General features: G+C 60.9%; 29 protein-coding genes and 2 pseudogenes. 9 read left to right on the top strand and 22 right to left on the bottom strand.

The window, feature by feature from the left end; genetic code table 11:
• The first annotated feature begins 130 nt into the window (after positions 1-130).
• The 4 genes from L1Z78_RS12715 to L1Z78_RS12700 all read left to right on the top strand — a co-directional run bounded on the left by L1Z78_RS12715 (position 131) and on the right by L1Z78_RS12700 (position 1,836).
• Entirely contained in the window at positions 131-361 is a 231-nt protein-coding gene (locus tag L1Z78_RS12715) for a hypothetical protein (protein WP_234641844.1), read from the top strand.
• A gap of 299 nt (positions 362-660) precedes the next feature.
• Positions 661-978 (top strand): type II toxin-antitoxin system PrlF family antitoxin, encoded by a 318-nt coding sequence (locus tag L1Z78_RS12710; RefSeq protein WP_234641843.1) that lies wholly within the window; start codon positions 661-663, stop codon positions 976-978.
• Positions 978-1,436 carry a type II toxin-antitoxin system YhaV family toxin gene (locus L1Z78_RS12705; RefSeq protein ID WP_234641842.1) on the top strand — a complete coding sequence of 153 codons (459 nt, stop codon included), beginning with the start codon at positions 978-980 and terminating at the stop codon, positions 1,434-1,436. The genes L1Z78_RS12710 and L1Z78_RS12705 overlap by 1 nt, the downstream gene beginning before the upstream one ends.
• A 28-nt stretch (positions 1,437-1,464) precedes the next feature.
• Positions 1,465-1,836, top strand: coding sequence for a DUF3742 family protein (locus L1Z78_RS12700; protein WP_234641841.1), 372 nt, complete (start codon positions 1,465-1,467; stop codon positions 1,834-1,836).
• 23 nt (positions 1,837-1,859) lie between these two features.
• Here the strand turns inward: L1Z78_RS12700 and L1Z78_RS12695 are convergent, their stop codons facing one another.
• The 5 genes from L1Z78_RS12695 to L1Z78_RS12675 form a co-directional block, all read right to left on the bottom strand.
• Complete coding sequence (locus L1Z78_RS12695; protein ID WP_234641840.1) at positions 1,860-3,380, bottom strand: conjugal transfer protein TraG N-terminal domain-containing protein; 1,521 nt, start codon at positions 3,378-3,380, stop codon at positions 1,860-1,862.
• A gap of 15 nt (positions 3,381-3,395) precedes the next feature.
• Entirely contained in the window at positions 3,396-3,653 is a 258-nt protein-coding gene (locus tag L1Z78_RS12690) for a hypothetical protein (protein ID WP_234641839.1), read from the bottom strand.
• A gap of 83 nt (positions 3,654-3,736) precedes the next feature.
• Entirely contained in the window at positions 3,737-5,098 is a 1,362-nt protein-coding gene (locus tag L1Z78_RS12685) for an integrating conjugative element protein (protein ID WP_234641838.1), read from the bottom strand.
• Positions 5,099-5,108: 10 nt separating this feature from the next.
• Complete coding sequence (locus tag L1Z78_RS12680) at positions 5,109-6,044, bottom strand: TIGR03756 family integrating conjugative element protein (RefSeq protein WP_234641837.1); 936 nt, start codon at positions 6,042-6,044, stop codon at positions 5,109-5,111.
• Positions 6,041-6,544 carry a TIGR03757 family integrating conjugative element protein gene (locus tag L1Z78_RS12675; protein WP_234641836.1) on the bottom strand — a complete coding sequence of 168 codons (504 nt, stop codon included), beginning with the start codon at positions 6,542-6,544 and terminating at the stop codon, positions 6,041-6,043. The genes L1Z78_RS12680 and L1Z78_RS12675 overlap by 4 nt, the downstream gene beginning before the upstream one ends.
• Before the next feature lie 130 nt (positions 6,545-6,674).
• Between L1Z78_RS12675 and L1Z78_RS12670 the strand changes: the two genes are divergently transcribed.
• On the top strand, positions 6,675-8,579 hold the full coding sequence (locus L1Z78_RS12670) for a caspase family protein (protein ID WP_234641835.1): 1,905 nt from the start codon (positions 6,675-6,677) through the stop codon (positions 8,577-8,579).
• Between the two features lie 2 nt (positions 8,580-8,581).
• Entirely contained in the window at positions 8,582-9,481 is a 900-nt protein-coding gene (locus L1Z78_RS12665; RefSeq protein WP_234641834.1) for a hypothetical protein, read from the top strand.
• Positions 9,482-9,564: 83 nt separating this feature from the next.
• Here the strand turns inward: L1Z78_RS12665 and radC are convergent, their stop codons facing one another.
• The 11 genes from radC to L1Z78_RS12610 form a co-directional block, all read right to left on the bottom strand.
• On the bottom strand, positions 9,565-10,068 hold the full coding sequence (radC, locus tag L1Z78_RS12660) for a RadC family protein (RefSeq protein ID WP_234641833.1): 504 nt from the start codon (positions 10,066-10,068) through the stop codon (positions 9,565-9,567).
• Positions 10,069-10,235: 167 nt separating this feature from the next.
• Positions 10,236-10,988, bottom strand: a complete 753-nt coding sequence (locus L1Z78_RS12655) for a DsbA family protein (RefSeq protein WP_234641832.1) — start codon at positions 10,986-10,988, stop codon at positions 10,236-10,238.
• A 15-nt stretch (positions 10,989-11,003) separates the two neighbouring features.
• The gene (locus L1Z78_RS12650) at positions 11,004-13,880 is read right to left on the bottom strand and encodes a conjugative transfer ATPase (RefSeq protein WP_326491977.1); all 2,877 of its coding nucleotides are present in this window, start codon (positions 13,878-13,880) and stop codon (positions 11,004-11,006) included.
• On the bottom strand, positions 13,880-14,323 hold the full coding sequence (locus tag L1Z78_RS12645) for a TIGR03751 family conjugal transfer lipoprotein (RefSeq protein WP_234641831.1): 444 nt from the start codon (positions 14,321-14,323) through the stop codon (positions 13,880-13,882). The genes L1Z78_RS12650 and L1Z78_RS12645 overlap by 1 nt, the downstream gene beginning before the upstream one ends.
• Positions 14,304-15,722 carry a TIGR03752 family integrating conjugative element protein gene (locus tag L1Z78_RS12640; protein WP_234641830.1) on the bottom strand — a complete coding sequence of 473 codons (1,419 nt, stop codon included), beginning with the start codon at positions 15,720-15,722 and terminating at the stop codon, positions 14,304-14,306. Before L1Z78_RS12640 ends, L1Z78_RS12645 begins: the two co-directional genes overlap by 20 nt.
• Complete coding sequence (locus L1Z78_RS12635) at positions 15,712-16,584, bottom strand: TIGR03749 family integrating conjugative element protein (protein WP_234641829.1); 873 nt, start codon at positions 16,582-16,584, stop codon at positions 15,712-15,714. The genes L1Z78_RS12640 and L1Z78_RS12635 overlap by 11 nt, the downstream gene beginning before the upstream one ends.
• A complete protein-coding gene (locus L1Z78_RS12630) occupies positions 16,581-17,258 on the bottom strand; it encodes a PFL_4703 family integrating conjugative element protein (RefSeq protein WP_234641828.1) in 678 nt (225 codons plus the stop codon). Before L1Z78_RS12630 ends, L1Z78_RS12635 begins: the two co-directional genes overlap by 4 nt.
• On the bottom strand, positions 17,255-17,653 hold the full coding sequence (locus L1Z78_RS12625) for a TIGR03750 family conjugal transfer protein (protein ID WP_234641827.1): 399 nt from the start codon (positions 17,651-17,653) through the stop codon (positions 17,255-17,257). Before L1Z78_RS12625 ends, L1Z78_RS12630 begins: the two co-directional genes overlap by 4 nt.
• Before the next feature lie 9 nt (positions 17,654-17,662).
• On the bottom strand, positions 17,663-18,016 hold the full coding sequence (locus tag L1Z78_RS12620; protein ID WP_234641826.1) for a TIGR03745 family integrating conjugative element membrane protein: 354 nt from the start codon (positions 18,014-18,016) through the stop codon (positions 17,663-17,665).
• Positions 18,017-18,032: 16 nt separating this feature from the next.
• Complete coding sequence (locus L1Z78_RS12615; protein WP_234641825.1) at positions 18,033-18,266, bottom strand: TIGR03758 family integrating conjugative element protein; 234 nt, start codon at positions 18,264-18,266, stop codon at positions 18,033-18,035.
• On the bottom strand, positions 18,263-18,637 hold the full coding sequence (locus tag L1Z78_RS12610; protein WP_234641824.1) for an RAQPRD family integrative conjugative element protein: 375 nt from the start codon (positions 18,635-18,637) through the stop codon (positions 18,263-18,265). The genes L1Z78_RS12615 and L1Z78_RS12610 overlap by 4 nt, the downstream gene beginning before the upstream one ends.
• A 189-nt stretch (positions 18,638-18,826) precedes the next feature.
• On the opposite strand from L1Z78_RS12610, the pseudogene L1Z78_RS12605 reads away from it, so the two are divergent.
• Positions 18,827-19,082, top strand: a pseudogene (locus L1Z78_RS12605) (hypothetical protein); the annotation flags it as partial.
• Positions 19,083-19,152: 70 nt separating this feature from the next.
• Here L1Z78_RS12605 and L1Z78_RS12600 read toward each other — a convergent pair.
• The 3 genes from L1Z78_RS12600 to L1Z78_RS12590 form a co-directional block, all read right to left on the bottom strand.
• On the bottom strand, positions 19,153-19,620 hold the full coding sequence (locus tag L1Z78_RS12600; protein WP_234641823.1) for a thioesterase family protein: 468 nt from the start codon (positions 19,618-19,620) through the stop codon (positions 19,153-19,155).
• Positions 19,621-19,646: 26 nt separating this feature from the next.
• On the bottom strand, positions 19,647-20,804 hold the full coding sequence (locus L1Z78_RS12595; RefSeq protein ID WP_234641822.1) for an acyl-CoA dehydrogenase family protein: 1,158 nt from the start codon (positions 20,802-20,804) through the stop codon (positions 19,647-19,649).
• 168 nt (positions 20,805-20,972) lie between these two features.
• Positions 20,973-21,878: a DMT family transporter gene (locus L1Z78_RS12590; protein WP_234641821.1), complete on the bottom strand. Its 906-nt coding sequence runs from the start codon at positions 21,876-21,878 to the stop codon at positions 20,973-20,975.
• 108 nt (positions 21,879-21,986) lie between these two features.
• On the opposite strand from L1Z78_RS12590, the gene L1Z78_RS12585 reads away from it, so the two are divergent.
• Positions 21,987-22,883 (top strand): LysR family transcriptional regulator, encoded by an 897-nt coding sequence (locus L1Z78_RS12585; RefSeq protein WP_234641820.1) that lies wholly within the window; start codon positions 21,987-21,989, stop codon positions 22,881-22,883.
• Between the two features lie 65 nt (positions 22,884-22,948).
• On the opposite strand, the pseudogene L1Z78_RS12580 reads toward L1Z78_RS12585, so the two are convergent.
• Positions 22,949-23,080: pseudogene (locus L1Z78_RS12580) on the bottom strand (IS5/IS1182 family transposase); the annotation flags it as partial.
• Between the two features lie 88 nt (positions 23,081-23,168).
• On the opposite strand from L1Z78_RS12580, the gene L1Z78_RS12575 reads away from it, so the two are divergent.
• Positions 23,169-23,459 (top strand): H-NS family nucleoid-associated regulatory protein, encoded by a 291-nt coding sequence (locus tag L1Z78_RS12575; protein WP_234641819.1) that lies wholly within the window; start codon positions 23,169-23,171, stop codon positions 23,457-23,459.
• 21 nt (positions 23,460-23,480) lie between these two features.
• On the opposite strand, the gene L1Z78_RS12570 is transcribed toward L1Z78_RS12575, so the two are convergent.
• Together L1Z78_RS12570 and traD are read right to left on the bottom strand one after the other, a co-directional pair.
• The gene (locus L1Z78_RS12570) at positions 23,481-24,230 is read right to left on the bottom strand and encodes a TIGR03747 family integrating conjugative element membrane protein (protein WP_234641818.1); all 750 of its coding nucleotides are present in this window, start codon (positions 24,228-24,230) and stop codon (positions 23,481-23,483) included.
• Positions 24,227-26,380, bottom strand: coding sequence for a type IV conjugative transfer system coupling protein TraD (gene traD / locus L1Z78_RS12565; RefSeq protein ID WP_234641817.1), 2,154 nt, complete (start codon positions 26,378-26,380; stop codon positions 24,227-24,229). The genes L1Z78_RS12570 and traD overlap by 4 nt, the downstream gene beginning before the upstream one ends.
• Between the last annotated feature and the right edge of the window lie 2 nt (positions 26,381-26,382).

Genomic DNA, 26,382 nt, shown 5'->3' with positions numbered 1-26,382 from the left:
CTCTATGGCGGTCCGCAGGGCAAGCGTTCGCGCTTGGCCGGGTGTCTTCTGCCGGTTTCTCACCCCTGCGGGTCGCCACCCCCAATTTCCCCAGCGATGAGGTGGCGATTATCTAACCAGGGAGTATGGTATGCATAATCAAAACAGCACCAGCCCACACGCCAAACGTGCCTTTGAACTGATTCTTTCCGGTGTTTTGAACTGTGGAACGGCACTGGAGCAAAGGTTGTTGATTGAATCACTTATTTGTCAATCAGCACTGTTCATTCGACTCTGGCAGGGCGATAAGGAGTTTCATCTACTTTTGGAGCGCATAAAGGAAGTCGATTTTGATGCGCTGTATCCCTATTCGCTGCACTGAATAAACGGCATATTCCTTAGCCCCCCTTTTTCAAGATCGCCAGTCGATCAATCGTGCGTGCTAGCCCTGGCGCAGGTTTGCGGCGAGCGAGTCTGCTGGACGGCAAGGTAGGGAGTACGCGCCGGGCTTTTCCTTTTCTCGGTAAGACCTTTGCCCTTCGCCCCCTTCCCATGCCCTTTAGGCGCCAGAGCCTTTGCTCGATTGAGCAGGTCTGCCGATGTGCAGGCGCCATGCAGCGCACCCTTGACGATGTAAGGAAATTTTCTTACTCTGCAAGCCTTGCAATCAGGAGTGCCGCCATGTCCGCCATCCACGAAATCGCCACGCTGACCTCCAAAGGCCAGGTCACCCTGCCCAAGGCCATCCGCCAAGCCCTGGGCGTGGATACCGGCAGCAAACTGGCATTCGATCTGCGCGACGGCGAAGTGGTTGTCACTCGCGCCGATGCCGAGCACGAAGACCCGGCGATTGCCGCATTTTTGACCGTGTTGGCCCGCGATATCGAAGCAGGTCGCAACATTCGCGGTTTGCCAGATGAACTGGCGCGTAGCATGCTTGAACACGCTGGGCACAAGGTCAGCCTGGACGGCGACTTCGACGAGGACGTGGAGCTCTGATGCAACGGCATGGCTGGACACTGCTGTTTCATGACAACCTGATCGAGCAGATGCTGAAACTGCGCGCTGCCGTGTTGCGGGCGCAAGAGCGCGACCCGCAGGGGTTCGCCAACAACGCCAACGTCAAGTTCTTCCGGGCCTTGGTGCAGTTGATCCAAGAGGGGGTGCCAAGCGACCCAGGGCGTGACGAATTCCGCCAAGGCAACACCTTGGGGCCGGCGTACCGCCATTGGCGACGGGCCAAGCTGGGCAGGCGCTATCGTCTGTTTTTCCGCTATGACTCCAAGTCCAAGACCATCATCTATGCGTGGATCAACGACGAGCACAGCCTACGCTCGGCGGGCAGTCAATCCGACCCCTATGCGCTGTTCGAGAAGATGTTGGGCCGTGGCAACCCGCCCGATGATTGGGACAGCTTGATCGCCGCCAGCCAGCAAGGCTGGCAGCAACGCGAGTAGCAACGCTCGCCCAGCACAGGAGATGACCATGAGCAGAGTACATCCCTCCCATCGCGCATGGCGCCTGGGGCACTGGCTGGGCCGAGGCTGGCGAGCTTACCAACGCAGGGAACGTGGATGGAAGCTGGCGTGGCGTGCCAAGGGCCTACCCGCAGGCGCCGCCAGCGTATTGCTATGGGCCGTGAAGCTGCTGGTGCTGGGCGTGCTGTTGTACGTGGCGTTCTGGGTAACGCTGCTGCTGATGGCCGGCTTGGCTTTGGCTGCGTGGGGCGCAATGCAGGGCGGCGCACAGGACGCCGATGTCTGGCCCTTCACCCACCTCGACCAAGCGCGCAAGACCGCTGGCTATGACCCTAACCTGTACCACGACGTGAGCGATGTGAACTACACCGACGACTGACCCCGCCATTGGCCTCAAGCAGGCTATTTGAGCTTGCCGCCGGACAGCCCGCTCGCGCCCTTGCCGCCAGCCTGAGCGCTGCCCTTGCTGCCTTCCGCCATGCCTTGAACCACTTGCCCAGCGCGGGTGCCCGCCCACCCCAGCGCCGTCACCCACAGGCCAGGCAACACGATGAACATCGCCCCCAGCACATAGTTGAGCAACAGGTCGCCAAACGCATTGTTCAACCCAAGCGTCAGGTCGAAATTGGTCACCGGCCGATTCCAGCCCCAGCCCCAGCCGTACAACGCATCGAGGACCGTGCTGTCGATCCAGCGCGCGAGTTGCAGCCAAAAATCGACGAAGAACAGCGCGAACTGCACCACACTGATGGTCACCAAGGTTTTCAGCTCATAGGCGCCGACCACCAGCACCAACGGGATGCAGATGACCAGCGCCATTTTCAGCAAGCTCAACACCATCGGCAGCGCTTGGCGCATGGCGTCCATTGCGGGAAACGCCGCCACCGCGCCCACGGCCAAGCCCACGTCGCTCGCGCCGCGCGTGACGATGTTGGGCAGGGTCTTGTCGATCTGCCCGCCGTAGTCGGTGTAGACCGTGGCTTGGCTGAGCTTCTGCTGGCGTGGCGCGGCAATGGCGCGGATCACCCCATCGTCCACCTCGGCGCGGCTCATAAAGCCGGCCCAACTGGCGACCCGGTTGAGCAGGCTGGGCTCGACTTGGTTGAGTAGCCGTGCGCGCAGGCCCTTGCCGCCCTCCGTCCACCACTGCTTGCAGTTCGGGTAGCCACCGCCGCTGGGCACTTGTGCCAGCCCGGCATCGCGGCTGCTTTGGTAGGGCCAGTCGTCGCGTGGGGTGCTGGAGCGGTAGCTGTCATAAAAGCCGGCCGATTCGACGAACCAGCGCGAGCCGATCCAGGTCACGTCATGCATCTGCGCTTCGTCGAGTGGTGGGCGGTGCATAAACAACTTGGCGCGCGCCGGTCCGTAGCAGTCGCGACTGAAATCCGCCACCTCCTGGGCGAGCACCGGGTCATTGATGCGGGTGGCATTGATCTCCATGCGCATTTGCCGCAAATCGCTGCCGCAGGGAATCGCCGCCACCGAGGCCGCGGTGAGCGAGCGCGACAGGGCATGCATGAACGCCCACCACAGCGGCACCTTGGCGCTTTGATTGTTGAGCACGCTGAACGACTGACTCCAGCCGGTCTCTTTCGGTTGCGCCACCTGCACTTGGCACTGTTGCGAACGGCTTGCGTCGAAGCGTAGGACATCGAGGTCAACGTCGATCAACGGAATGCCGGCGAACACCACCACCACCAACGCCACATACACGCGGATTTCGATCCGCGCGGCGGACAACACCCCCTTGTTGCCTTCGTCCGCGCCTTCGCCCTTGGCCTTCAGCCACTCCTGAAGGGCAATGGCGACGAAGGGAATGGCGAATGCGCCGCTGCCGACCAGCACCGCCCAGATGCCGTTATGCACGATCCAGCCCACCAGCGTCAGGTAGTACTCCAGATAGTCCGTAGTGAACAGCGTCATGTGCCAACTCCCCCGCTACATGGCCTGTCGCAGCAGGCTGATCTCCAACGCAGCGATCGCCACCAGGGCGCCGATCTCGGCCCGCAGCAGCCGGCGCCCAGCGTCGGCACCGGGCTCGCGCGCCAGCAACTGGCGGCGCATGCGCCACCAGCCATAGCCGGCCATGGCGTACAAACACAGGCGCCAGACCAGCAAGTAGTGGCTGGCCGCTTGTAGCCAGCGGCGCCAAGCGTCGAGGCTGCCCAGCAGGTACAGGCCGGCGACGTTCGCCAAACCCGCTAGGACGAGCAACGCCAGCGTCCAGAGCAGCGCGAGGCCGAGAGGCCGGCGCCAGCGAGAAGACGACGCGGGTCGACTCATGGTTTGCCCCGCTGAAGTTGATGCAGGCGATCGGGCACCGGGTCGCCCTCGAACACCCCGCGCGAGCCCGCGGCGCGCGCGCCGTGGCGCTGAATGATGGCCATCGGTGAGTTGCTGGCCAGCACGCGGCGTAGCTCCAGCTCGGTTTTCAAGTTGAGAATCTCCCGGTCCAGGGCGTCGCTCTCCTGGTTCACCGCCTGCACGGCAAGCTGATTGGCCGCCACGTTCGGCTCCTTCTTGCCGGTCAACAGCGTGCGTTGGAGCAGCAAGGCTTTTTCCAGCACCGAAGCCAAGGCGGCCTCGGAGGCCAAGCGCCGGGCCAGGATGTTCTGGTCCGGCTCATCGCGCAACGCCTCGATCACCCCACGGGTAATCGGCAAGGATGCGCTGCCGGCCTCGTTCAAGTTGTCGAAGGTGGTGGTGCGAGTGCCTTTGATCAACGCCAACAGCACTTTGAGTTTGCCGTCGTACTCTTCTTGGATCAGCGGCGTCAGGCCAACCCCCGGCACGGTCTGGGTTTTGGCGCAGGCGTCACAGGTGCGTTGCTCTTGCTCGCCCAGTACCCGCGTTGCCCAATCGGCGGCCGCTTGCGGCGAGGCCCAGGTCTGGCAGGCCAGGCTTGCGCAGTTGGCACGCGAGATGGTGGAGCTGTCGGCAACGCCGCGACCGTTCACCAGGTTGTAGCCGGCCCGCGTCACGTCGCCCACCACCTTGATTGAGCGTTGTCCGCTGCCACCGGCATTGCCGCCACCGACCCACGGCACGCCGTCATTGCCTCGGCGATTTTCGGCCTGGGTCACCGCCGACACCGCGTCGGTGCTGGACACGGCTTTTTGCAAAGCCATGCCCTCGGCCAGTTGCGCCCAGCCCATCTGTCCCCCGGCCATATCGGCCATGCGCGTGGCCATGGCACGGCAGGTGAGCTTGGAGCGGTCGAAGTCCAGCCGTGCTTGCAACACCCCATTGGTCAGCAAGTTGTACAGCCCAGGATCGGCGCGCTGAATGATCAGCGCTGGCAACGAGGCGACCGCGCTGGTCGCGCTTTGGATCACGTTGCCCATGATGTTCTGAAAACCGTTGGTCAAGCCGTTCAGCTGGTTCTTGACCGTCGTGCTGATGCTCATATCGCCGCAGATCAGATTGCTGTTCCAACCGACGCCCACCCCGATCGATTGCATGCCCGCCGCGCCACCCAGCGACACGGCCTGGCCACCGCCAATCGAGTACAGCACCTCATCGCCGATCACGCTGCCGCTCTGTTGGAAACCACTGGCGGCGTGCGCCAGGCCGGCGCCGCACAGCAGCGCGCAGCTGAGCCACGCACGGGCGCGTTGGCGCCTGACAATGGGAGGATTCATCACATGGCCCTCAGTTGTTGAAGTCGGTACTGCCCAGAAAGGTTTGCCCGCGCCGCTGGCAGCAGCTATAGGGTCGCCACAGCGCCCAGGCGTAATCCCCTTGCTGGGCCTGGAGCCTGGCCCCGCTGTTGGGGAACACCGCGCACGACGTGGACAAGCGCGGCGTCAACTCCTGCCACTTGCCCGTGGCGGCGGCGCTTTCCTTCAGCTCGCCCGCGGGCCAGTAGCCCGGCCGTGGGCTGGCCAGCAAGGGCTGGTAGACATGCACCTGCCCCCGACGCGTGACGATGTCGCCGGCACGCTGGGCCACCACCGCCGCCGCCTTGTGGTCATCCACCTGGTGCAGAAAGCCGCCACGCGGGTAGACCGCGCCCCACAGGTTGAGGCTGCCGCGCGCGCCAATTTCGCGCATACCCGGCACCAGCGCTTCCGGGTACAGCAACTCGGGCACGTTGTAGCGCCAAGCCAGGGTGTCCAGCGTGCTCAACAAGTACGGCATAAAAGCCGTGCCCGCGCCTTGGCAGGCGAAGCCAGAAGCGCTGGCGAACTGGCTGAAGGCCGCGCCACCCGGATGGCCGATCACATCGGCGTTCTTGAATTTGGCGAGTGTGTTCTCGCTCGGTTGATTGGTGGTGCCGTCATTACCGCCCAGGGCACTGGGGTTGGGCAGGCTCATGGCCCGCACCTCGACCCAGGGGTTGGCGCCCGTGGTGGCATAGCTGGAAACCACCGCGTCCGGCACGTAGTGGCGAACCTTGACCGAGGTGCGCACCTTGCAGCCAAAGGGCGTGCATTGCAGCCAGTAGCACAGGCCCGTCACCCGGTATTCCAAGCAGTCGGTGGAGGCGGTCGAGGCCACCAGGGTTGCGGTGCTGAGGGCGAAACTCGCGGTGGCCTGACACCCCAGCACGACAGCCGTGGCCAAGCGTAGGGCTCGTGGGATCATGGCTGTTCCCTACGCTGGCGCGCGATACGCGCCAGCGCCTGGTCGAGATTGCTTTGCCCATAGACCACATAGCGCTGATCCACCACCACCGCCGGCAGCGTGGTGATGCCAAGACGCCAAGCATCGGTCACGTCTTGGTAGGCCCGAGCCAAGCGTTGTTGCAGCCCATCGCCGCCTTGCTGGAGGCGCTGTTGCACCTGCTTGGCGGCGGCTTGCGGATCATTCGGCAGTTGCGCGGAGAGTTGTGCCTCAATGGCCTGGGCCGCATCCAACTCGATATGGCGCTGTGGCGTGCGGGTGCCGCTGACCGGGTGCTGGGAATCGGTGACAACCCAGACCTCAGTGGCGGTTGCACCGCTGGCAAATAGCGCGATGGCCAGTGCCCAGGGAAAACACCAAGTCTGGCCCTGAAAGGTGCAATGGACTGTGTGCACGTCGACGCTCCGCAAGTTGATGATTGCGCAAGTGCAGCGCATCGCGCCCACGGGCGCGAGAAACAATCGGATATCATCGACTGCGGTTTCTGAATGTTACGACCACAGGCTGATGCGCTTGACCGCGGGAGCTCGCCTAGTGGGAAAGGCTTGCGTTGCTCGTCATTGGAAACGTTTTAATTGAGAGGGATTTCGGATGCGTAAGCCATTATTTATTGCGATTGGAGTGCATAAGCCCAAAGGTATGGAGACTCTTCCGGGCGTACTGGAGGCAGTAGATAAAATAGCTGAATGGGCGGCACAGTCGTATGAGGTAAAAGTATTTAGCGACCGGGAAAATCCGGTCACAATTGATCTGATTCGATCCGTTCTCACGCCGGACGAGGACGATGGCACAACAGACCCCTCCTTTCTGCTCGATAGAAAACGGATTGTTGTGTACTTCTGTGGACATGGTTTCGCGGTTTGGCCAGATCAGTACTTAATTTTATCACCTGGCCCTCACCAAACGAGGGAGCGGATAAGCGTCAACTCATTCCGCGAAGCATTATCCTCCTATGGACCAAAGCAGATTGCATTTATTAGCGATGCATGCCGAGGGCCTCTAACAATCACTGGCGCAGCTGACCCTGTTTTGGATACGCTTGCTGGACATTCAAAAAACCATCAGAAAGATAATTTTTTCTCATGCCAAAATGGGACAAGCTCATTCATCGCGCCAGCCAAAGACGGAAAACCAGCATATCCGATTTTTTCCTCAATTTTGCTTGAGGCACTTTCTGAACCACGAGGTATAAACCTAGATCAGATTTTACTTGCATCAAACCGGCAAGTAGTGACCAGTCAAAGTCTGGCGGATTACTTAGAGGAACATGTCCCTAGAGTAGCACTTACTGTTGATCGTATACAAAACACGCAATGCGATCCCGGTTTCCGCCCTGTGGAGCATATCTATGCAACATTTGACAATCTCACACCAGAGCCGGATTATGGAGAGCTAGCAGGGAACGTGCAACTCCCTGATATGGGTGTCTCTGAATTAATCGTAGACTATTTTGATAATGGTATTAATCTTCCTGAAAAAGAAAACGAAAAATCGAAAAGTCATTCGTACGAATCTGCAATATTTTTAGCACAATTCAGAGAGCGAGAAAAATTTGAAGCACGTCAAAATGAGAGGTTCAAATCCTCTCAATCCAATTGGCGGCGCGCATTAGTTGATGAGATTTACGGTGAATTAAAGTACAAAATACCCGATCCAGCTCTGGTGTTGATTGGTGGAAAAGAATTCAGTGTCTATTCGCAGCAAAGAGAGTGGCAAAGAGTTCCAAGAGAAACAATGAAGCCAATGTCTGACAGAACAGCGAAGGCGTTTGTTGAAGCAAAGGACAATGCTTCGCCAAATGGTACAACTGTTTGCCTGGACTTCAATGGCAGCGCGATAAGCCTCATCCCCATGATGCCCTTGACGTTCTGCGTTTGTTTTCCGAGAACCTATACGCAAGGCATAGAAGGATTGGAATTTCTTAGTTGGAAATCTGTTTTTGACAATCCTAGAGAGACTCTAGGCTTGAGTTCCGTTGAAGCATTAAAGGGATTGTCTAGAGGCTATTTAAAATCAGCCGATGCAGCAAAAATTCTTGAATCCATGCGCAACAGGAAACACTTGGACCCCATGCTCGGCATAATAGCCGCATACCTATACAAGGCAGCAGGGGATATTAATAACATCCGGCGCATGGCATTTTATTACGTTTGGCATGGACAACCCATTCCGTTTGATATTGCCATGCTGAGCGGGATGCCATTAAACAAGAAAGACACCGGCTTTTTCGTGGATATACCACCTGTTGAAGCACAGCAGCCTCCCTACATCGATGCCCCTAGATTTACATTCGAGGCCACCCGCGAAGTCGCTTCCTCACCCGTTGCAGGGTTGACCCCAATGCTCAGAGCAGGCTGGTCTTACATGCAAAATAGTCCACATCAGTTTCATAAGACCTGTTGGGAATTTATTGATAATTTGGCACCCTCGCCGATTACTACGTTCACTGGAAAAGAAGCCGTCGCAGCCATTACCGCAGCTTTTAAAGGAGCCTAATCATGAGACTGGTATTCGTGCATGGAATCAACAATGAAACCTACACCGTCAAGGAAATTGAAACACGCTGGATGACGGCACTCCAAGCGGGATGGCAAGACCTGGGGCTTACCCCGAAAAAATCTTTCACTGTACACACGGCGTATTACGCGGATACTCTCGCGCAAGCCAGCACCCAAGGCAATGCCGTGGTGGAAATGGGCGATGGGCAAGTTTCCTCGGGTTTGGCTATTGAATTTTTGCGTACCTATGCTGAAGAAGCCGGCATCACTGAAGAGGAACTACAAGCTGCCGCTGCGGAAGAAGGCTTACCCTTGCAGGCCGTAGCGCAAGGCGTGCCGCATGAAGGCTGGGTCATCGCATTCGCCAATGTGTTGGAACGCTTGCTGCCCACCAAGGGCAAGTACATTGCCAAACTGTTTCTTAAACAAGCCTCGGTTTATATCGGCGATCCAGCATTGGCAGCGAAAATCGATGCCAAGGTAAAAGAGCAAGTGCTGGAGGATAAATTCGATTCCGCGATCGTCATCGGCCATTCCCTAGGCTCGGTGGTGAGCTATCGGCTCTTGGCCAGCGAATCTTTGGCAAACTACAAATTTCCCCTGTTCGTGACCCTGGGCTCGCCCTTGAGCGTGGCGATTTTCCGCCCAATTCTGCCTAAGCGCGGCACGCTCCCCACGCCCCCGATACAGCGCTGGATCAATGGGCGCAACAAAGAGGACTTCATCACCTTGGGTAAAGCGATTGTCAAGAAATCCATCGGCTTCGACGGTGTCGAAGATATAACGGAGGTGATCGACAATAAAGACAATCGGCATGACATCGTGGCCTATCTACGCAGCCCGAAAATTGCCCAAGCCATCTACGATGCCATTCACGCGCAGCCGGCGAAAAACCCTTAAATCGCAATGAAAATTCGAAGCCGTCGAGTGCGGGGCACTCGACGGCTTCGGGCGGATTACTGGCTTGAATGGAGCCCGCTCGCTCAGATCAAGCCGGACTCGGCGAAGGAATAAGGCTGGCCCTTGCCGATGATGAGGTGATCCAGCAAGCGCACCTCGATGAGCTGGAGTACGGTCTGCACGTGCTCGGTGAGGCGCCGGTCGGCGGCGCTGGGCTGGGTGTCCCCCGAGGGATGGTTGTGACACAGCACCACGGCGCTGGCGCCATGCTCCAGCGCACGCTTGAGGATGACCCGTGGATAGACCGTGGTGATGTCGATGGAGCCCTGGAACAGGCGCTCATAGGCCAACACCTGATGCTGGCTATCCAAAAACACGGCGGCAAACACCTCGTGCTCCTGTGCGACCAGTTGCAGGCGCAAAAAGGCACACACATCCTTGGGACCGCTCAACCGAGGGCCACGTTGAAACAGTCGGTGTTCGAGGATCGCAATGGCCTGCTGGATGATTAAGTCGTCGTCGGTCGGGATGACCGTGCTCCGCGCAACGGGGGTGTGGCAGCCACGGACTACGGATGAGCCAAGCATGGGAAACCTCCAAAGAAAAGGACGCCACCACCCCGCAGGGTGGACCGGCGGGTTGAGACAAGGGGTGCATCCACCACCCCGGACGGGGTGGTCGTTCGCGCCAGGGATGCTTGGCGAACCCACGGTCAACGCGGCCAAAACCGCGTCGTAGCCTTGATGACCGCTGGCTACCTGGGCATGTCGCCGATGACCTCGGCGGACAATTCATCGGCCCCATCGCTGGCGGGCGTGACCAGCCAATCCAACGCCGACGCCAGTGCGTCCCCATGCACTGGGCCAGTCAGGCTCAGCGCCCGGCCTGTCTGGGTATCGACCAGACGCACCGTGGGCGTGCCCAGCACGCCCGCGGCACGCGCCTGTTCGGCCTGCTCGCGTACGGTTGCGGCAGGCCGCTGGCTTGCCAAACAGGCACCGGTCGCCGCACCGTCGAATTCCGGGTGGCTGAGGCCCGTCGGCAGGCCCTGGCCGCTGCCGCGGCTGTGTTGATAAACCCAGAGCACCGCCGCCCAGAACCCCTGCGGGCCGAAGCGTTCGCCCACGCATTCGGCCCAGCGCGCGGCGTCGCCCGCAGCGGGCTCGTGGGCGCTCAGCGGCGCGTGCTGCCATTGCAGCGCTACGTCAGGTTGGGCCAGCGCCCAGGCGTGTAGCTGCGGCACATAGGTTTGGCAAAAGGGGCACTCCAAGTCGGCATACACCAGCAGGGTGAAGCGTGCGTGCGCCGCGCCCAGGCGCCACGGCGGGCCTGAGACGCCGTCGGTGCTGGTGGGTTGGCTGGCGGTTGCGGTTGGCGGGCGACCGGGCCTTGGCCCAAGGGCCAAGGCCGTCGCCAGCAGTACGCACAGCAGCAGGCCGGCGCCCAGGAGGCTCCAGCCTCGGCAGCGGGCGGCGGATCGATGCGGCGGTACAGCGGCTAGCGTCATGCCCAGGGCCTGCGGTTAAGGGAGAGTGAGGTGGTCGGCCAGGGGCTGGATGCCACGGGCGCGGTCGATCTTTTGCGCAACTTTGAAGGCCGCCGCCAGTTCGCTGATGCCGTGCTGTTGCATCAGCTGGAAGCGCTCAGCCTTCTCTTCCGGCTCGGTCTGCGCCAGGGCCAAGTACAAGCTAGGCGGGACCGCGCGAAACAACAGTTCCATGTTCCTGGACAGCACCACGCCTTCGGTGAATTTGCCGGCCTCCTTGCGCGCGGACAGCATCAATGCCTTCTGCGCCGGGGACAGTTCGCGAAAACGCGCGATCTTTTCCACCTCATCCGGCGGCATGCTCAGGCAAATCCACCATTCGATCATGTTGAGCATGGGCTCAGCGGCCTTGGGCAGGTCATCGACGTTCTGCGTGGCCAACCAGAACCAGGCGCCCAACTTGCGCCACATTTTGGTGATCTTCACGATATAGGGCGAGAGCAGCGGGTTCTTGGTGACGATGTGCCCCTCGTCGGTGACGTTGATGATCGGGCGGCCCAAGAATTGATCGCGCTCGGCGATGTTGTTGACCGTGTTGATCAGCGAGATATAGGCAATCGACAGTTGTGCGTTGTAGCCCTCGCGGGCGTAGGTGGCGAGGTCGACGACCGTGATGTCGGACTCGGGCCATGGCGAGCCGGGCCGATCGAACATCTCGCCGTCCGCGCCCTGGCAAAACATGTCCATTGCGTCGGCCATTTCCAGCAGGCGCACGCGCCGACTTTCCGGCAGGTTGGCATCGCCGCCGCGGGCGCGCAGCGCATCGCGCACGTCGCGGGTCAGCACGATGCGCTCCTGGCCCACGGCGGCGTGCGCGGCGTCGAGAAGGCATTGGCGGATCAGCGAGCGATCGGCACGGGTCATGCGTGCTTCTTCGCGGTCCTCGCCGCCGGTGATCATCAACCGTGCGGTGATCTCCAGTTCGCCGAGCACGTCGCGCTGCTCATCGTGGGTGTCTTCCGGCGCGGTCGCACCCTCGTCGAGTGCATCGGCGTCCAAGGTCTGTACGCTGGCTGGTGCCTCGACCAAGCGGCGCGCATCCGCGAACGGCGCCAGACTGACGCCCGCGCCTGGCGCGAGCTTGACGCGGTTGACGGTCAACCCGAGACTCGCAGCGAACTCGCCAAACAGACCAAAGGAGTTACCCGCCTCGACAATGAACAAACGCGGGCGATAGATCGCCGTGATCTGGTTGAGCAGGTTGTTCAGCGTCGCGGACTTGCCCGAGCCTGTCGGGCCGAACAGAAACAAGTGCGCATTCATTTGCCGATCGCGGCGGTTCAACGGATCGAAGGTGATCGGCGCGCCGCCACGGTTGAAAAAGGTGATGCCTGGATGGCCGGTGCCCTGGCTGCGGCCCCAGACCGGCGCCAAGTTCGCCGCATGTTGCGCAAACAGCAGTTGGGTGTACCACTGGCGGCGGTCCTGGGCTGGGTCGTACACGCACGGCAGCCACCTCAGGTAGCTGTTGAGGGGCGCCACCTCGGCCTCTTCGCGCACCGGCTGCACACCGGCATTGAGCAGCACATTGGCCAGTTGCAAGCCCCGGCGCTCCAGTTCGCGCTCATCCTCGGCGCGCAGATAGAACACCAGGCTGCCTCTGTAGAGCTTGTGCGCACTGCCGATCAGCGAGCGCGCCTCCTGCACGTCATGCAGCGTTTGCTGCGAAGCCAGGGTTTCGCCCACGGCCTTTTTCGCCAGCTGATTGAGATGGGCCTCCAGCACGTCCTGGGGGGTGGCGACCAACGTTAGGCACATCAGGGTGTCTTGTGGCATCTGATCGAACAGGCTATTGATCGCGTCGCCTTTGCGCACCTCGCCCGTGAGATGGCCGGTGTTCGGCGGTGCGCGCAGCCGGTCGGCGACCAGCACGCGATGGGGCATGCCATCGAAGTACCAGAGGCCCTGGGCCACGTCGCTGCGCGGTTGCCCAAAGAACAGGCGCTGGCTGAAATCCTGGCCGCTGGCCAACTCGATCTCGTCGGGTTCGGGCGTTTGCGGGTAGGCGCACAGCTGGTAAAACCGCTCCCTATCTTCTGCGGTAGGCCCCAGCTGCGTTGGGCGCGGATTGAACCAGCGCAGCAACCACTCATGAATCTGCGCGGCGCCCAGACGCTGGGCCTGAATCCCGGCATTGGCCAGCCCGCCCAACAGGCGCTCGCAGACCACCGCCAGGGCTTGCTCCGGGGTTTGCCCACGGCGCCCAGCGCTGGCCGCGACGCGCCGGTAGACCACCATGCGCACGCGGCGGTTCTGTCCGCGCCAGGGCAAACGCGTGACCACCGTATCCTCGAACAGCCCGCCAGGCTTGGCGATGGCGCCTAGGTGGTGGGCGAAATAGCGCAAGTAGAAATCCGTGAAGGCACTGCCCTGGGCCCGCGGCTGCACATAGTCGCGCAGGCTCGCCAAGTAAGGCGCGAAACTGCTTTCATCCTGGGCGTAGAGCTGCAATACCCAGGGGTTGTCGTCCAGTTCATCGAAGCTGTCTTGCAAGGCGTTTTCCAACGCATCGCGGGCCTGGGCCAGCCAATGCGCCTCGCGCCCCTCGGTGCCCAAGGGGGTCAGCTCGAAAAATGCGGCGACCGAGCGCCCGTCTTCGAGCAGCATGCACTGGTTGGCGGGCAAAAACTCCACCCAGGGCAGCAGTTCGACCAGCGAGGGCGGCACTGGGTAGAGGGCTTGTTCGTCGGCGCGGGTCGCCGGTTGCCGCGTCTTGTCCGCGTGGCCAGGCGGCGCAATACCTTCGGCGCGCAAGCGGTCCAGGTGGGCTTGCCAGCCATCAACCGGGGCGCTTTCGCCGCGCGTGTTGCCCAACGGCGTGCGCGTTGGGTGCCAAGGCAACCGCCAAGCCATCAGTAGTCCTCCAGGCGCTCGCCAGGCATCGCGTACTGCACGCGCTGGTACAGCGGGAACACCGTCGAGTAGCCAGGCACCGGCAGCGGATCGCTGCCGGCGAGATGGGGGAACACGTACATCAGCAAATCCGGGTTGGGCAAGCGTCGGAACTGCTGTTGGATTTCGTTGGCCGCCGTGCGGGTATAGCGCGCTTGCTCAGCCGCTGCGCCCGGTAGCTCAGCCTCCAGCAACGGTCGGCGCAACTGCTGGCGTGCATCGAGCAGTTGGCGGCGCGCCACCTGAGCCAGGCCACCGTCCCCCGCCTCGGCCTGCCAAATGTCGTGCATGGTTCGGCCGTCGTGGCCCAGGAGTTGGTCTTTGTCGGTGGAGCAACCGATCAGGCTGGCGCTGGCCAGCGCCAGCAGCAGCGCCTTCGGCGCGCTACTCAAGTTCCAACGCATGCTGTTCTCCTCGGCGGTGGTCGACCTTGCGCCCGCTGGGGGCGTAGTCAATGGCCAGTGGTTTTTCCAGATGAATGGCGACCTTGGCCCCAGGCTGGACGTACACGGCGGCAAAGGCTTGGCCGTAGAGCTTGTTCATCCAATCGGACATTTGTTGTACGCCGCCGGCGAGAATCCGGCTCATGGCTTCGTTGCCAGAAATCCCCACGGTGCCGATGCCACTGCCGCCGCCGTTGCCGCTGACCACCGCGACGTTTTGCCCCGGTTGGATAAAGGACGCCACGCCCGCGCCCGCCGCGGTCAGCAGCGCTTGGGAGCCAAGGTATTGCTGGGCATTGCTGCGCCGCTCGCCAGTAACGCAGGGCACGCCCTGGGGGTCGCTGATCCACCCCAGCCCACCCTGCGGGTCGTTGGCCTGGTTGCCTTGGCGATCTTCCGGCAGGGTGCGGATCGTCCCGTCATGGAACACAAAGCTGATGCTGCGCACCTGACCACGCACACAGGAGAGGGTCCAGTCGCCGGAGGCAGTGCCGCTGAACACCGCGCCCGCCACCTCCGGCAGATCGATACCGTTGGCGGTCAGGTTGTCAGGGCCCACCAGCACTTTGAAGGGATACGGATCATTGACCGTGCCGTCGATGGGCACCCGACCGATCAGCGCGGTCATCGCCACCGAGCCCATCAGCGTCGAGTTGCTCGGCAAGGTGTAAACCGCCTGGGTAACCTGGGCTTCGTCCAGGGCCCGGCGCTCGACTTTCGGCCCTGGGTTGCTTAGGGCCTCGGCGCTCGCGTCCAGGGGCCGCTGTGCCGGGCCAAAGCTGCTGGGCATGCCCAGCCTGCCACGCTGGCGCGGCTCGGCGGGCGGCGCATCATTGGGCTCGAACCAGCGAATGGCGCCATCGGCTGGCAGCCCCTGCTCATCACCCTCGCGCAGGCCCAGGCCCAGCGGCAGCTCGACGTTGGAGCCGCCCAGGCCGTCCAAGCGCTGTTGCAGCTCCTGCAACAGGCCGCTGCTTTGCTGGCGTTCATTGGCCAACTGTTCCTGCTCGCGACGCAGCCCGCCGCGCTCGGCTTCCAGCGCCGCGTTGATGCGCTCATCAATGGCGCTTTCGCGCTGGCGTAGGCGTTGATTTTCGCTGCGCTGGCTCTGGTTGTCGGCCACCGCGTTGTGCAGTTCGCCACGCAGTTGCTTGACTTGGGCCACCAGGGTCGCCACGGTGTCGCGCGGCGTGTCGCCCTCGATGCCCAGCGCCTGCATTTCGTCGCGAGTCAATTGGCTGTCGGTCCCGGCCGTGGGCCGCGCGGACGAGCTCGGCGCGGAGAACAGGCGAATGCCGACAAACAGCACCAGCAGCAGCACCGGAACCATCAACCACTTGAGCAAGCCGTTAGCGCGCATGCTCGGCCTCCGTTGTGCTGGCGGACGGCTGCGGCGGCGCGGGGGCAAAGCGTTGTATGGCCGGCAGCAACGCCTGGGCCAAGCCGTGGCCACGCGTGACCAGGTACAGCGTGGTGGTGTCCTCGGGGCGGCCTTGGGGCCCCAGGGTGGCATGCTGGAAGGTGGCGGTGAGGAAGTCGCCTTGCAGCGCACGCGGGTCCAGCTCCTGCCACGTGCGGCTGTGGTTGCTCAGGCGCACCGCCGTGACCCACAGGTCGTCCAAGCGCCAAGCCGCGACCGCGACCGCCTGCACGGGCAAGCCGGGCAGCAGGCTATCGAGGCGCAAATCGCGGCGCAGGTTGGCGCGGCTCACGCCGGGCAGCGCCTCCACGGTGCGCAGTGGTGCGTAGAGGCTCTGCGCGGCGTAGCGCGTCAGCACCAGCGCCGTGGGCCCGTCTCGGCGCTGCGCGGCGGACGTATCCAGCGCCAGACTGGGCCCTGGGTCGACACGGGCGGGCGTGCGCGGCGTATCGACGATGCGTAGCGGCTCCAGTGCCGTATCCCCCGCCTTGGCTGGCGTGGCCGCGACGTCCAGCAGCAGCACGGTGCCGTTGTCGATATATTGCAGCTGCACACGGGTCGGCTCGATCGGCGCGCTGGCGCGTAGATACACGGCGCCGCCAGCGCTCTGCACACGCAGGCGGTCGCTGATGCTGGTTGGTACGCCGACGCGGACGTTGCGCTCGACGAACACGACCCGCTCTTGGCCGACGAGCAGCGGGATCGCCAGCGGCAGCCGTTCCCAGCGCAGAATTTCCACGGCGCCTGCGGCTGGCCCGAAGGTCAGCAGCAGGCCCAGGTAGAGCAACAGACGCGCGGTCATGGGCCATCTCCTTGGCGGCGAGTGCCTCGGGCCGGTGCCTCGGGGCTGGGCAGGCTGATGCGTTGCGGGGCGCTGGCATAGCAATCGAGCATCAACCCGAATGGGTTGCGCGCGGGGTCCACATCCGCGCGCACCACCTTCAGCGCATAGCGCACCAGTGCGCGTTTGACCTGCTCGGCCCCGTGGTACTCATCGGCACTCAGGTCCAGAGTCACCAGCCAGTCGCTGTTCGACACGATGCGAGTACGCAAGCTGGGGTTGTCGGCGTAGCCGCGCCCGGGAATTTCATACACCCCACGCACCCGCTGGCGCAACTCGCCGGCATTGCGCCGGTGTTCAAAATCGGCTTGCAGAAAAGCGCGACAACCGGGGGTCAGGTACGGCGCGAGCGCATACAGGTTGCGCGGATAGTCGTCCTCGCCATTGGCCGGCCAGCGGTTGAGTTGCTGGAACACGTAGAAGGCGAAGACGTACACCGACTCCGGCGGCACGTCCCACCACTGGCGGCTGCTGCCGGTACGCAGGTCCGGTGGGACATGGATGGTCAGGTCGCGCGGCGCATGCCACCAACCGCCGCCCAACATGAGGGCGAGCAACAGCAATGCGCCCAGGCCCAGGCGCAGGCTGCGGATATGCCCTTGCAGATGGGTGACTTCATTCCTGAACCGGCTCATTGCACGCTCCTGTGGTTGCTCCAGTGGCCGCTCCAGGTAATCAGTGACTTTGCGCCAAGCGGTCCGGCCAGCAACGGCGCGTTGCACGCCAGGCGCCATTGCAAATGGCGGTACAACCAGGTTTCTGGCCGGCCGCGCTTTTGCCGACGCAGAAAACCGCCACCGACCCACACCCCCAGCGCGATCCCGCCAACGATGCTGGTCGGCACCAGCGCGATGCTCGCAAACAGCACCGCCAACAGCCCGCCGAGCAGCAAGCCGAGCAGCGCCGACAGGCCACAGCACATCCACAGTTCATCGGCGGTCAAGCCGCGCACCACGACGGGATGGCGATTCAGCCGGTGCGGCAGAAAAGCCACCGTCCCATCGGTGCGCATAGGCGGCTGTTGGGCCATGGCCATCTCCTACAGAACGCCGGTGGCTTCGGTGAGCAGCCAAATGCCAATCACCAGCAACACGGCGCCGATGGCCACGGTCAAGCCAAATTGCCCCCAGGTTTTCTTGCCGGTGTGAATCTCTGCATAGGTGCCATAGGCGTGATAGCAGACCCCGATAAACATCGAGGCCACCACCAGCAGGGCTACGAGCATCACCATGTCGTAACCGTAGTTGCGGATGGTTTGCAGGATGCCGCTGCCGGTGCCGCGCGACGGGCTCTCAACGGTCGGCAAGGCGGCGAACGTTAGGCTGGGCCAGGCCCAGGCACTCCAGAGCAACGTAGCGGGTAAAGACAAGCGAATGGGACGCGAAGCTGGCATGGTCGTACCCTGGTGGTTAAGCAAGTAGGAAAAAGGTCAACACGAGATACAGCGCCAGAACACGCATCAGCACCCCGAGTAGCTGCCGCTGATTGATCCGCTGTTCCGCCCAGCCGACATAGGCGGTGCGAATGGCCCACGCCCCCCACAGCAGCAATACCGCGAACACCACGCCAAGCAGCAGGTTGGCCAGCGCCGACGCACTGATCCCGCCATTGGCCTGGAACGCCGACAGTTGCGCGGCGTTCATGGCTGCGCCGCCGGTGGCCGTGGTTGCGCGACGAGGTCGCCCTCGACCTGATACGCGCCCATAAGGGCTTCGGCATCGCGCGGTTGCGCACGGACCGGCGTCAGGTAGTGGTGAATGCCGGCGCGCACCCGGCCAAGGTCAGCGAGCAGGCGCGGATAGTCGAAGTGGTAGCGCGCCCCAGGGGCAATGGGCGAGGCCGCCGCACTCTCGGTCAGCGCGCGTTCCAGGGCCTGCAACTGGCGTGCGGCGTTAGCAAGGTCTTGGCGTTGCTCGGCGCGCGCCGCTGGTGGCACGGCTGTGCTCAGGGCGGTCAACAGCACACACAAGGCGGTGGGCCAAGTCGCTGAGCGTTGAAAAGTCAGGTGCTGCATCTCGCCAAATCTCGGTCAAAGTGATGAGCCGATGGTGGCGATAACTGCCGGTAACTACCGCAAACAATGCGCAGTGCGCGATGGCGAATTTACGGGTTGATCTGCCTCGTTGGGCACGGCCTTGGCCTAGCTGACACCACTTGGTCATAGCCCTTCGCTCGGCAGCTATGCTGGTGGCCCTCATGACCAATCGATTGGAGTCGTGCCTGCATTGATGGCTCCTGGGGTAGCAAGCCCACGAGGGCAGTAAACGGACTCCAACCCCACGCACAGGGGCCAACTCAGCTCCAAGCGGCACATCGTTGTAGATGCCAGAGCCATCCGGTTGGTGGTGGAAAGGCCGCACAGCTGGTTTGCAGCTTTTGGCAAGCCGCGAAGCCGCTTTGAGCGGCGGCTGGCTATCCACGAGGTGCAGCGTGCGCGCTTGGTGGATCGGCGTTGTTAGCCCGCCTTAAGCGCAATGGAAGGTGCGCTTCTGCTCGGGCTATGAGTCGCTACATCAGAAAATAAATCAACTACTCTCTAGATTCGAAATTATTAACTGTCGCTGAATTATTCATAGGTTGAACAAGGCGTTTCTTTTGTTCCAACTTGCTATTGAAGTAATCCCATTTCACAATTGTCCTGCCTATTTCTCCTTCCCCTATGATATCAACACTGTCGTGTGCCACAACGCGCCAGACGACTTGGCGTCCAAAAATGGAGATCACTGTGGATTCAATATTGACTAGGCAGCCCGGCGGGGTTGCCGCTAAATGTTTCACATTGATCATAGTGCCAAGGCTGCCCTCTCCCGGCTGCAAAAAAGGCGCTAGACTACGAATGCAACACCACTCCATCAGCCCGACCATATAGCCCGTCGCGAGGACTTCTGGGAACCTAAGAAATTCGGGTGATTCCGGCAATAGAAATGGAACGGTTTTTTCCTTGGGTACAAGGTACGAGAGTCGCTCAACGGCCCCCACTGCCAAGCTTTCCAACATAGTAATTTTCTCCCCTAATGTGAACACTACGCGGCGGTTGATTCTCGGTATTCTTTCAATGCGATTTCTGCCAGCCTTTTTAATTGCACATCCGATGTGCCCGCCGGTGGGAAAAGCATCAGCAAGTCCCGCATATATCTTTCAATCGGTATGGATCGGCTACCGCCTCGCGCTGCAAAAATATCCAGTGCGGCTTTAGCGGATTCAAAGGCGAGCTCGGTGCCAACTAATTTGGCCAGTATGATGGATTCATCAGCGCTTGCATTTGCGTCCAACAGCTTCATAGCGCAATAAGCAGACTGCCTAGCTAAATGTAGGTTCTTATAAATGGATGCAATTTTCAGTCGGACGCTTTCTACATTGGCGAGCGATTTACCATAGATTTTCCTGTTTTTGGCATAGGCAATGGTGTCTTCCATTATTGCCGAATGTATACCCAATGCAACAGCGGTGAGATTAGGTTTTCCATAATGTGTAATTGAGCTATGTGCGATCTTAAGTCCATCGCCTTCGTCGCCAACGCGATTGATGGCTGGGATGCGGCAATTTTCGAAGATGACTTCACCAAGATTGAGGCCACGTAAGCCCGTATTATCGTTGGCCTGTCCAGTGCGAAATCCAGGGCGATCTGCCTCGACAAGAAAAGCTGAAAGTTTGCCGGAACTGTTGTTTGTCTTGGCGATCACCCCGTGCACGCTTGCAACGTGGGAGTTTGCAATCCAGCACTTAACGCCATCTAAAACATATTCATCCTTTTCCCGTCTAGCCGTTGTATTCATCCCTAGAATGTGTGAGCCTGAATTTGGCTCGGTGATGCAAATGGATATGATGTCTTTGCCTTGCGCGAATCTTGGAAGCCAATAGTCCTTCTGCTCGGCGCTGCCGTGATTCTGGACCATGGCCGTTCCGAGGATTGCGGATTGCAGGCACCCTCCAACCGCGCCAGAAATGCGCGATATTTCTTCAATGGCGATAAAACGCGCAAGATGCCCCGCTTCCATTCCTTTATATTTTTCTGGTATGGTAATTCCATACCATCCAGAATTCGCTAGATATTGATAAATTTCTTGAGGAATGCTTTCGTTGTCTTCGATTTGATTTCGTATCTTCAATATATTTTCTTTTGCATATTCTGCAATTTTTTGTCGCAAATTGAAGTGATTTTCTTCAAAAATTCCGTGCATAAACCACCCTCCCTTTAAAATTGAATAAGCACCTGTTAAGAAGAGGTTAAAAATCCATTTGTGGAGCTGGTTTTATTTTTGAGATACCTCTTGAATTGATTTTGATTTGGTATAGGCCATCTTGCCCTACCATCTGGCGGTATCTAGCTGAAAAGCGCGGGCGGCGTGTTAGCGAGCAGTTGTCGGCGATGTGCTCGGAGTATTTTTTTGGTTTTTCGGCCAACTAACGAGCGCCAAACCCGCGATGATGATTAATGTGCCCAGTACATCATTCACTGAAATTGCGGCACCAAACACTAACGCGGCCAAAATAATGCCAAAAACAGGATTGAGCAAATGGAAGCTGGATGCGTAGGCGGCTTCAATGCGGCGTAACAGTGCCAGCCACAGCAAGAAATCGAATATTGACACCACAATGACAAGATAAAGTAATGCAGTTAAGAATTCGACTTGCTTCAACGCCAGGAATGTTTCTGACAGTTGCGAGGAGAACGGTAGGAGCGAAAGCGCTCCGGCTAGATTCTGTACCCCATTCAGGGCCAGAGGACTATGCTTGGTTGCGCGATATCGATACCATACCGTACCGATGGCGAATGACATTGTGCCCATTAGCACCAATAGCATCCCCCAGGGATCGTCGTTGCCGCGCATGCGAGCAACTACCACGATGTAGACACCGGAAATTCCCATTGTCATTCCCGCCAATTGCCGCAGCGAGCACCGTGTGCCGCTCAAGATCGAGAAGAAAAAAGTAAAAAAAGGCGCTGTGGAGACGATCAAGATGGTGGCCTCGGGCGACACCGTGCGCAGTCCTTGGAACGATAAGCCAAGGTATAGCGCGTTGTTTAGCAGTCCGAGCACAATGCCATCAAGCAACAATGCGCGGTTCCATACCCCGCGTGTGCGGTTGCAAAGAATGCACCAAGCCAGCATCAGAGTCCCCGCAATGGCGAATCTAAGGCACAGCAACGACAGCGGCTCACTGTATTGCAATGCAATTTTTCCCGCGATGAATGCCGATGCCCATAACAGGCTGAACAGGCTCCCTGCGAGAAGAATCCAGAAGCGCTCCAAGACTATGACTCCATGATCGCTGATCGATAAGGTCTATGATCAAGGCAATGGTCGTAATCAGTAAAATGAAATCCTTAGCCTTTGGAATGAATCAGATTCATTACTCACATGATGGACTCAGACCGCCGCATCACGCTCGAACATTTCCGCACTATCGTCGCCGTCGTGGAGTGCGGGAGCTTTGTCGCTGCCGCTCAACAGCTAGGGCGCACGCAAAGCGCATTGACCCACCAGGTGCGTACCCTTGAGGGCATCCTGGGTGAACGCCTGCTCGACCGCAGCCGAGGGCACTATTGCGGTTTGACCGCTCAAGGCAAACTGTGGCTACCACATGCCTACCGCGTCTTGGACTCGCTTGCGTCAGCCTGTCGCGCCGCGACCCTGCCTTTGCTCTCGGGGCGCGTGAGAATCGGTGTGATGGATGACTTTCGCATTGAGGGCTTGATCGGACTGATCGCACAGTTCAAGGCGATCCACGCTGATGCCGAGGTGAGCATCATTTCTGACCTGTCCGCTAGCCTTGAGGCCCGGTTGCTTCGGGGCAAGATTGACATCGCGCTGCTTAAACAGGTTGTCAGCCCAGGGCAGGCTCCATCTGCGCAGGCGCTACGAATCGAACCGTTGCAGTGGGTGGCTGCGCAAGGCTTCGGGCGCCACGGTTTGCCGCAGCCGTGCCCTCTGGTCGTGTTCCATCAGGGCTGCGTCTACCGCAAGCTTATGCTGGAGCACTTGGCAAGTTTGAACATTGACACGCATATCGCCTACACAGGGTATGGCTACCACAACGTGCGTGCAGCGATCGAGGCAGGGCTAGGCTTGGGAATCCTCCCGCAGGGACAGCTCTCTTCTGGTTGCACCATTGTCGGCAAACTCGGTGGCCCTATACCTCTGCCCGACCTGGGTTTCAGTGAGCTGGTGTTGCGTGTGGGAAGCCATCGAATCGGGCCGATCGTCAGCGCTTTTCGAGACGAATTGATTCGAGATTTGACCATTCCCCACGTCTAGTCTGCTGGTCAGCCTGTCCGTTCATGCGCGATGACCTCCAACCTAAAGCACCTACAAGATGCCGTTGACGACGGCTCGCTCGCTGCGAGCGTGCGCGCACCGCCCTGGGCAGAAGGCACGAAGGCTGAGATCAGGGGCTGTAGCTGTCGCCACGGTTCTTGGCTTACGGGTCATCTGGCCATGAGTGCAGTGCGCATAACGGCTTTCTGGGGCCTCTGGCAAAGCGGTGTGAGCCACTCTTAGTCCGTAGAATGCAAGGCTTAACCCACTCTTTGCAAAAACTCCATGACAGCAGATTACAAAGCCCTGGTGGCGCAGCGCGCCGAATTGGATGCCAAGATCGCACAAGCGCTGAAAGCCGAGCAAAGCGGCGCGATTGCTCAGGCGCGCGAGCTGGTGCAGCACTATGGGTTGACGCAAGCGCACATCTTCGGTGCACCGAAAAAATCCAAGGGTGCCCAGGGTTCCGTGGGTCAGGCGAAGTACCGCAATCCGGCGACCGGCGCGACCTGGACCGGGCGCGGCAAGCCACCGCGGTGGATTGAAAATCAAGATCGCGCGGCCTTTGCCATCTGAGTCGGCAAGCGCGGGCCGCGCTCATAGGTACTTTTTGAAGCTGCCCGCCGTCAAGTTGACCGCCAGCCCCAGAATGGCCGCGCTGGGCAGCAACACCCACAGCGGATGCAGAGAAATCGGCAGGGCCAGATAGATCACCCAAGGCAGCACGGCCAGCGGCGCCAACGCGGCCTTGGCGCGATGGTAGATAAACCCGGATTCGCGGCCCGCGCCAAACCGGCGCACGTCGCGCCGCACCAAACCATCCACCAGACCCACGAATGCGGCCAGCAACAGCAACGGCAGGGTCAGTATTAGGATCAACAGGCGCACCCCAAACGTCAGCGTGGTGAAGGCCGCCGCCAGCAAATAGTTTTCCGACCAAACGTACGCCAGGCCGAGCCACTGGCGAAAGCTGCGCGGCGAGCCCTGGCTTGCCGAACGGGCCTGTTGCGCGGTGCGATCCAGCTGGTTCAGCAGGCCGCTTTTGATAAACAACCAGTCATAGCCGCGGGCGCTCAATTGCCGAGCGGTGCGTCCCGGCTCGGGCACCAGGATGCTGCGCTTGAAGTGCCCGGACAGATGGCTGAGCTCGTAATCGAGCATGGCTTGGGCATGCCGCCACTGCTGCTCCCGCCAAAACAGGTGCAGGCCGATGCACTCGACCAAGATCGAGATCAGCAGTGCCGCCAGCAGCATGCCGAGCAGTTTCAACGGCACCGCCAGCAGGCTGGCGAGCAGGCCCTGGCGTGGGTTGGCCTGGCGCTGGGCCGGGACGCTGGGCTCGCTCATTGGCCGGCCTCATCTGGAGCGGCGGCTGGCGGGTCGGTCAAATCAACGGGCAGCGCCTGCTCTTGTGGGTGCGGCGCACCGAGGTTCTGCCACCACTGCGCGTGCTGCGCGTAGCTGTGACGCATCTGCTCGGCCAACTGGCGCAGATCACTCGGCATCATCTCGTCGGGGTCCGGCGCCGGCAGCGGCATGCGAATCTTCCACAGATTGCCGCCATTGATCAAGGCGAAGCACTGGCCCTTGGGCAACTGCACCACATGCGCGGGCTCAACCATTGGCACGCTGGACATGCTGATGCGGTCCTGGGTGTTGCTGGTGAAATCAGTCGTGCCGTGGATATCCGAGCTGTCCGTGGCGCCGCTGACGATGGTGGTGGTGTACACCTCGACTTTTGGCAGTTGCTTGGTCAGCAGCTCAGCGGTGGCGGTCTCGCGCACCCGCAACACAAACAGGTTGTTGAAGTTGCCCACCACTTGCCCAGCTTTGGCCCGGTTGCCCAGACGCGCTTCAATATCGCTCAAGGTTTGGGTATAGGCGGTGACCTGCACCCCGGCGCCGCCGCCCTTGTTGATCAAGGGAATGAATTCGTCGCCCATCAGTTCGTTGAACTCATCCGCGTGCAGGTTGATCGGTACCCTGATGGGCGTGGCCGCGCCGGGCAAGCCCGCGTCGATGCCGTGTTTGTAGATATGCCCGGCGACCGACACCAGGTCGCTGAACATCGAATTGCCCACTGCGGCGGCAACCTCGGCATCCGACAAGGCATCCAGGCCGACGTAAACCACCGCGCGTTTGCGCACCACCTGCATCCAGTCAAAGATTGGCCTGGGGTCTTGCAGGTCCGTGTAGGTCGGCGCGAGCAACTGGGCGATCTTGCCGCTGGTGAGCTTTTCCAGCAGGGGCAAGAGGCTGGCGACGATTTTGTCGAAGTAGGTGCGGTCGTATCTGACCGCACTGCGCAAGCCATCAAGCACTGGGTCGTAGTTGCGGGCCTGGCTCAGGTACTGCTCCAGGGCCACTACGCGCTTCTCGCGACCGAGCATGTTGCGCGGCATGGTCTTCTCGTTGAGCTTGGATTCGAGCTGCACGATGACGTCCCACGCCTTGGGTTCGACTTTGCCGAAGTGGTGTTGGGCGTACTCAATGAACAACGCATCAATGTTCACCACGTGGCGTTGGATCAGCAGGTAGTCGGGCCGCTGCCCCAATTCGACCAATGCGCGGGCGATGATGTTGACAAAACGCCAAGCAAACTCCCTGAACGCTGCCGAGTTGCCTTCCCCGGACAACTGCCCGGCAATGCGCGTCGCGACTTCGGAAATGCGCCCGAAACGCCCCACGGCGTTGTAGCGGGCCGAGAGTTCGGGCCAACCCAAATGGAACACGTAAAACTCGCCTTCGCGGCCCGCGCGCTTGGCTTCCACATACATGCGCTTGAGCAGGTCGGCGTCGCCCTTGGGGTCGAAAACGATTACCACCTCGAACTCGCCAGCGGGGCTTTTGCGGCGAATGTCCTGGGTGATGAACAATTCGGCCAAGCGGGTCTTGCCGACCCGCGTGGTGCCCAGCACCAGCGAATGGCCCACGCGCTCGCCCAGTGGCAGGCTGACGTCCACCTCCTCGGGTTCGATGCCATGCAGGCGGGGCAGACCGCCAACGGGTGGCAGAGGGCGCAGAGGGTTGAAGGGGCTATCCCAGGCGGTGAGGCGGGCCAGGGACGACAGGGGAAACGCCGCGAACTCCAGGCGCTGCTCCACCCGCCGGGCCAGTAGGTAGGCAGAAGTGGGCTCGACGTAGCGGCGAAATTCCGGGCGATAGGTCTGCATCAGCCGATGGGTGTGCCGCTGTTCCCAGCGAAAACCACGACCAATGAACAAGCGTTGCGCGCTGACCGGCACTTGGCGGCTGGTCATCACGTAGCGCGGCAGACGGCGAATACCACGGCGGTAGCGCAGAATCAGCCACGCATCGCGCCAGCGCAGTGCGCCATACACCGCGAACGCCAGCGCACTGCCAAGGCCCATTTGCGGGCTCAGGGCGACTGCCCAAGGCGCTGCCACACACAGGAAGGCGGCGGCGGCGCACACCGCCACGCTGTACAGCTCCACCGCGGGTCGCAACAGCACCTCGACTGGCTGGGTACGCGCCATGG

The sequence above is a fragment of the Delftia tsuruhatensis genome (assembly GCF_903815225.1).
In the GTDB taxonomy this organism is placed as follows: Bacteria; Pseudomonadota; Gammaproteobacteria; order Burkholderiales; family Burkholderiaceae_C; genus Comamonas; species Comamonas tsuruhatensis_A.
Note: the sequence above shows the minus strand (reverse complement) of the source record. Positions and strands in the feature narration are given on the sequence as shown.

Bases quoted from the DNA above. Each gene is read 5' to 3' on its own strand.
- L1Z78_RS12620 (WP_234641826.1), bottom strand. From the start codon at position 18,016: ATGCCAGCTTCGCGTCCCATTCGCTTGTCTTTACCCGCTACGTTGCTC.
- L1Z78_RS12630 (WP_234641828.1), bottom strand. From the start codon at position 17,258: ATGAGCCGGTTCAGGAATGAAGTCACCCATCTGCAAGGGCATATCCGC.
- L1Z78_RS12705 (WP_234641842.1), top strand. From the start codon at position 978: ATGCAACGGCATGGCTGGACACTGCTGTTTCATGACAACCTGATCGAG.
- L1Z78_RS12595 (WP_234641822.1), bottom strand. From the start codon at position 20,804: ATGCACGGAATTTTTGAAGAAAATCACTTCAATTTGCGACAAAAAATT.
- L1Z78_RS12625 (WP_234641827.1), bottom strand. From the start codon at position 17,653: ATGGCCCAACAGCCGCCTATGCGCACCGATGGGACGGTGGCTTTTCTG.
- L1Z78_RS12615 (WP_234641825.1), bottom strand. From the start codon at position 18,266: ATGAACGCCGCGCAACTGTCGGCGTTCCAGGCCAATGGCGGGATCAGT.
- L1Z78_RS12670 (WP_234641835.1), top strand. From the start codon at position 6,675: ATGCGTAAGCCATTATTTATTGCGATTGGAGTGCATAAGCCCAAAGGT.
- L1Z78_RS12655 (WP_234641832.1), bottom strand. From the start codon at position 10,988: ATGACGCTAGCCGCTGTACCGCCGCATCGATCCGCCGCCCGCTGCCGA.
- L1Z78_RS12685 (WP_234641838.1), bottom strand. From the start codon at position 5,098: ATGAATCCTCCCATTGTCAGGCGCCAACGCGCCCGTGCGTGGCTCAGC.
- traD (WP_234641817.1), bottom strand. From the start codon at position 26,380: ATGGCGCGTACCCAGCCAGTCGAGGTGCTGTTGCGACCCGCGGTGGAG.
- L1Z78_RS12700 (WP_234641841.1), top strand. From the start codon at position 1,465: ATGAGCAGAGTACATCCCTCCCATCGCGCATGGCGCCTGGGGCACTGG.
- L1Z78_RS12640 (WP_234641830.1), bottom strand. From the start codon at position 15,722: ATGCGCGCTAACGGCTTGCTCAAGTGGTTGATGGTTCCGGTGCTGCTG.
- radC (WP_234641833.1), bottom strand. From the start codon at position 10,068: ATGCTTGGCTCATCCGTAGTCCGTGGCTGCCACACCCCCGTTGCGCGG.
- L1Z78_RS12665 (WP_234641834.1), top strand. From the start codon at position 8,582: ATGAGACTGGTATTCGTGCATGGAATCAACAATGAAACCTACACCGTC.
- L1Z78_RS12650 (WP_326491977.1), bottom strand. From the start codon at position 13,880: ATGGCTTGGCGGTTGCCTTGGCACCCAACGCGCACGCCGTTGGGCAAC.
- L1Z78_RS12600 (WP_234641823.1), bottom strand. From the start codon at position 19,620: ATGTTGGAAAGCTTGGCAGTGGGGGCCGTTGAGCGACTCTCGTACCTT.
- L1Z78_RS12715 (WP_234641844.1), top strand. From the start codon at position 131: ATGCATAATCAAAACAGCACCAGCCCACACGCCAAACGTGCCTTTGAA.
- L1Z78_RS12585 (WP_234641820.1), top strand. From the start codon at position 21,987: ATGATGGACTCAGACCGCCGCATCACGCTCGAACATTTCCGCACTATC.
- L1Z78_RS12575 (WP_234641819.1), top strand. From the start codon at position 23,169: ATGACAGCAGATTACAAAGCCCTGGTGGCGCAGCGCGCCGAATTGGAT.
- L1Z78_RS12680 (WP_234641837.1), bottom strand. From the start codon at position 6,044: ATGATCCCACGAGCCCTACGCTTGGCCACGGCTGTCGTGCTGGGGTGT.
- L1Z78_RS12610 (WP_234641824.1), bottom strand. From the start codon at position 18,637: ATGCAGCACCTGACTTTTCAACGCTCAGCGACTTGGCCCACCGCCTTG.
- L1Z78_RS12695 (WP_234641840.1), bottom strand. From the start codon at position 3,380: ATGACGCTGTTCACTACGGACTATCTGGAGTACTACCTGACGCTGGTG.
- L1Z78_RS12645 (WP_234641831.1), bottom strand. From the start codon at position 14,323: ATGCGTTGGAACTTGAGTAGCGCGCCGAAGGCGCTGCTGCTGGCGCTG.
- L1Z78_RS12635 (WP_234641829.1), bottom strand. From the start codon at position 16,584: ATGACCGCGCGTCTGTTGCTCTACCTGGGCCTGCTGCTGACCTTCGGG.
- L1Z78_RS12710 (WP_234641843.1), top strand. From the start codon at position 661: ATGTCCGCCATCCACGAAATCGCCACGCTGACCTCCAAAGGCCAGGTC.
- L1Z78_RS12570 (WP_234641818.1), bottom strand. From the start codon at position 24,230: ATGAGCGAGCCCAGCGTCCCGGCCCAGCGCCAGGCCAACCCACGCCAG.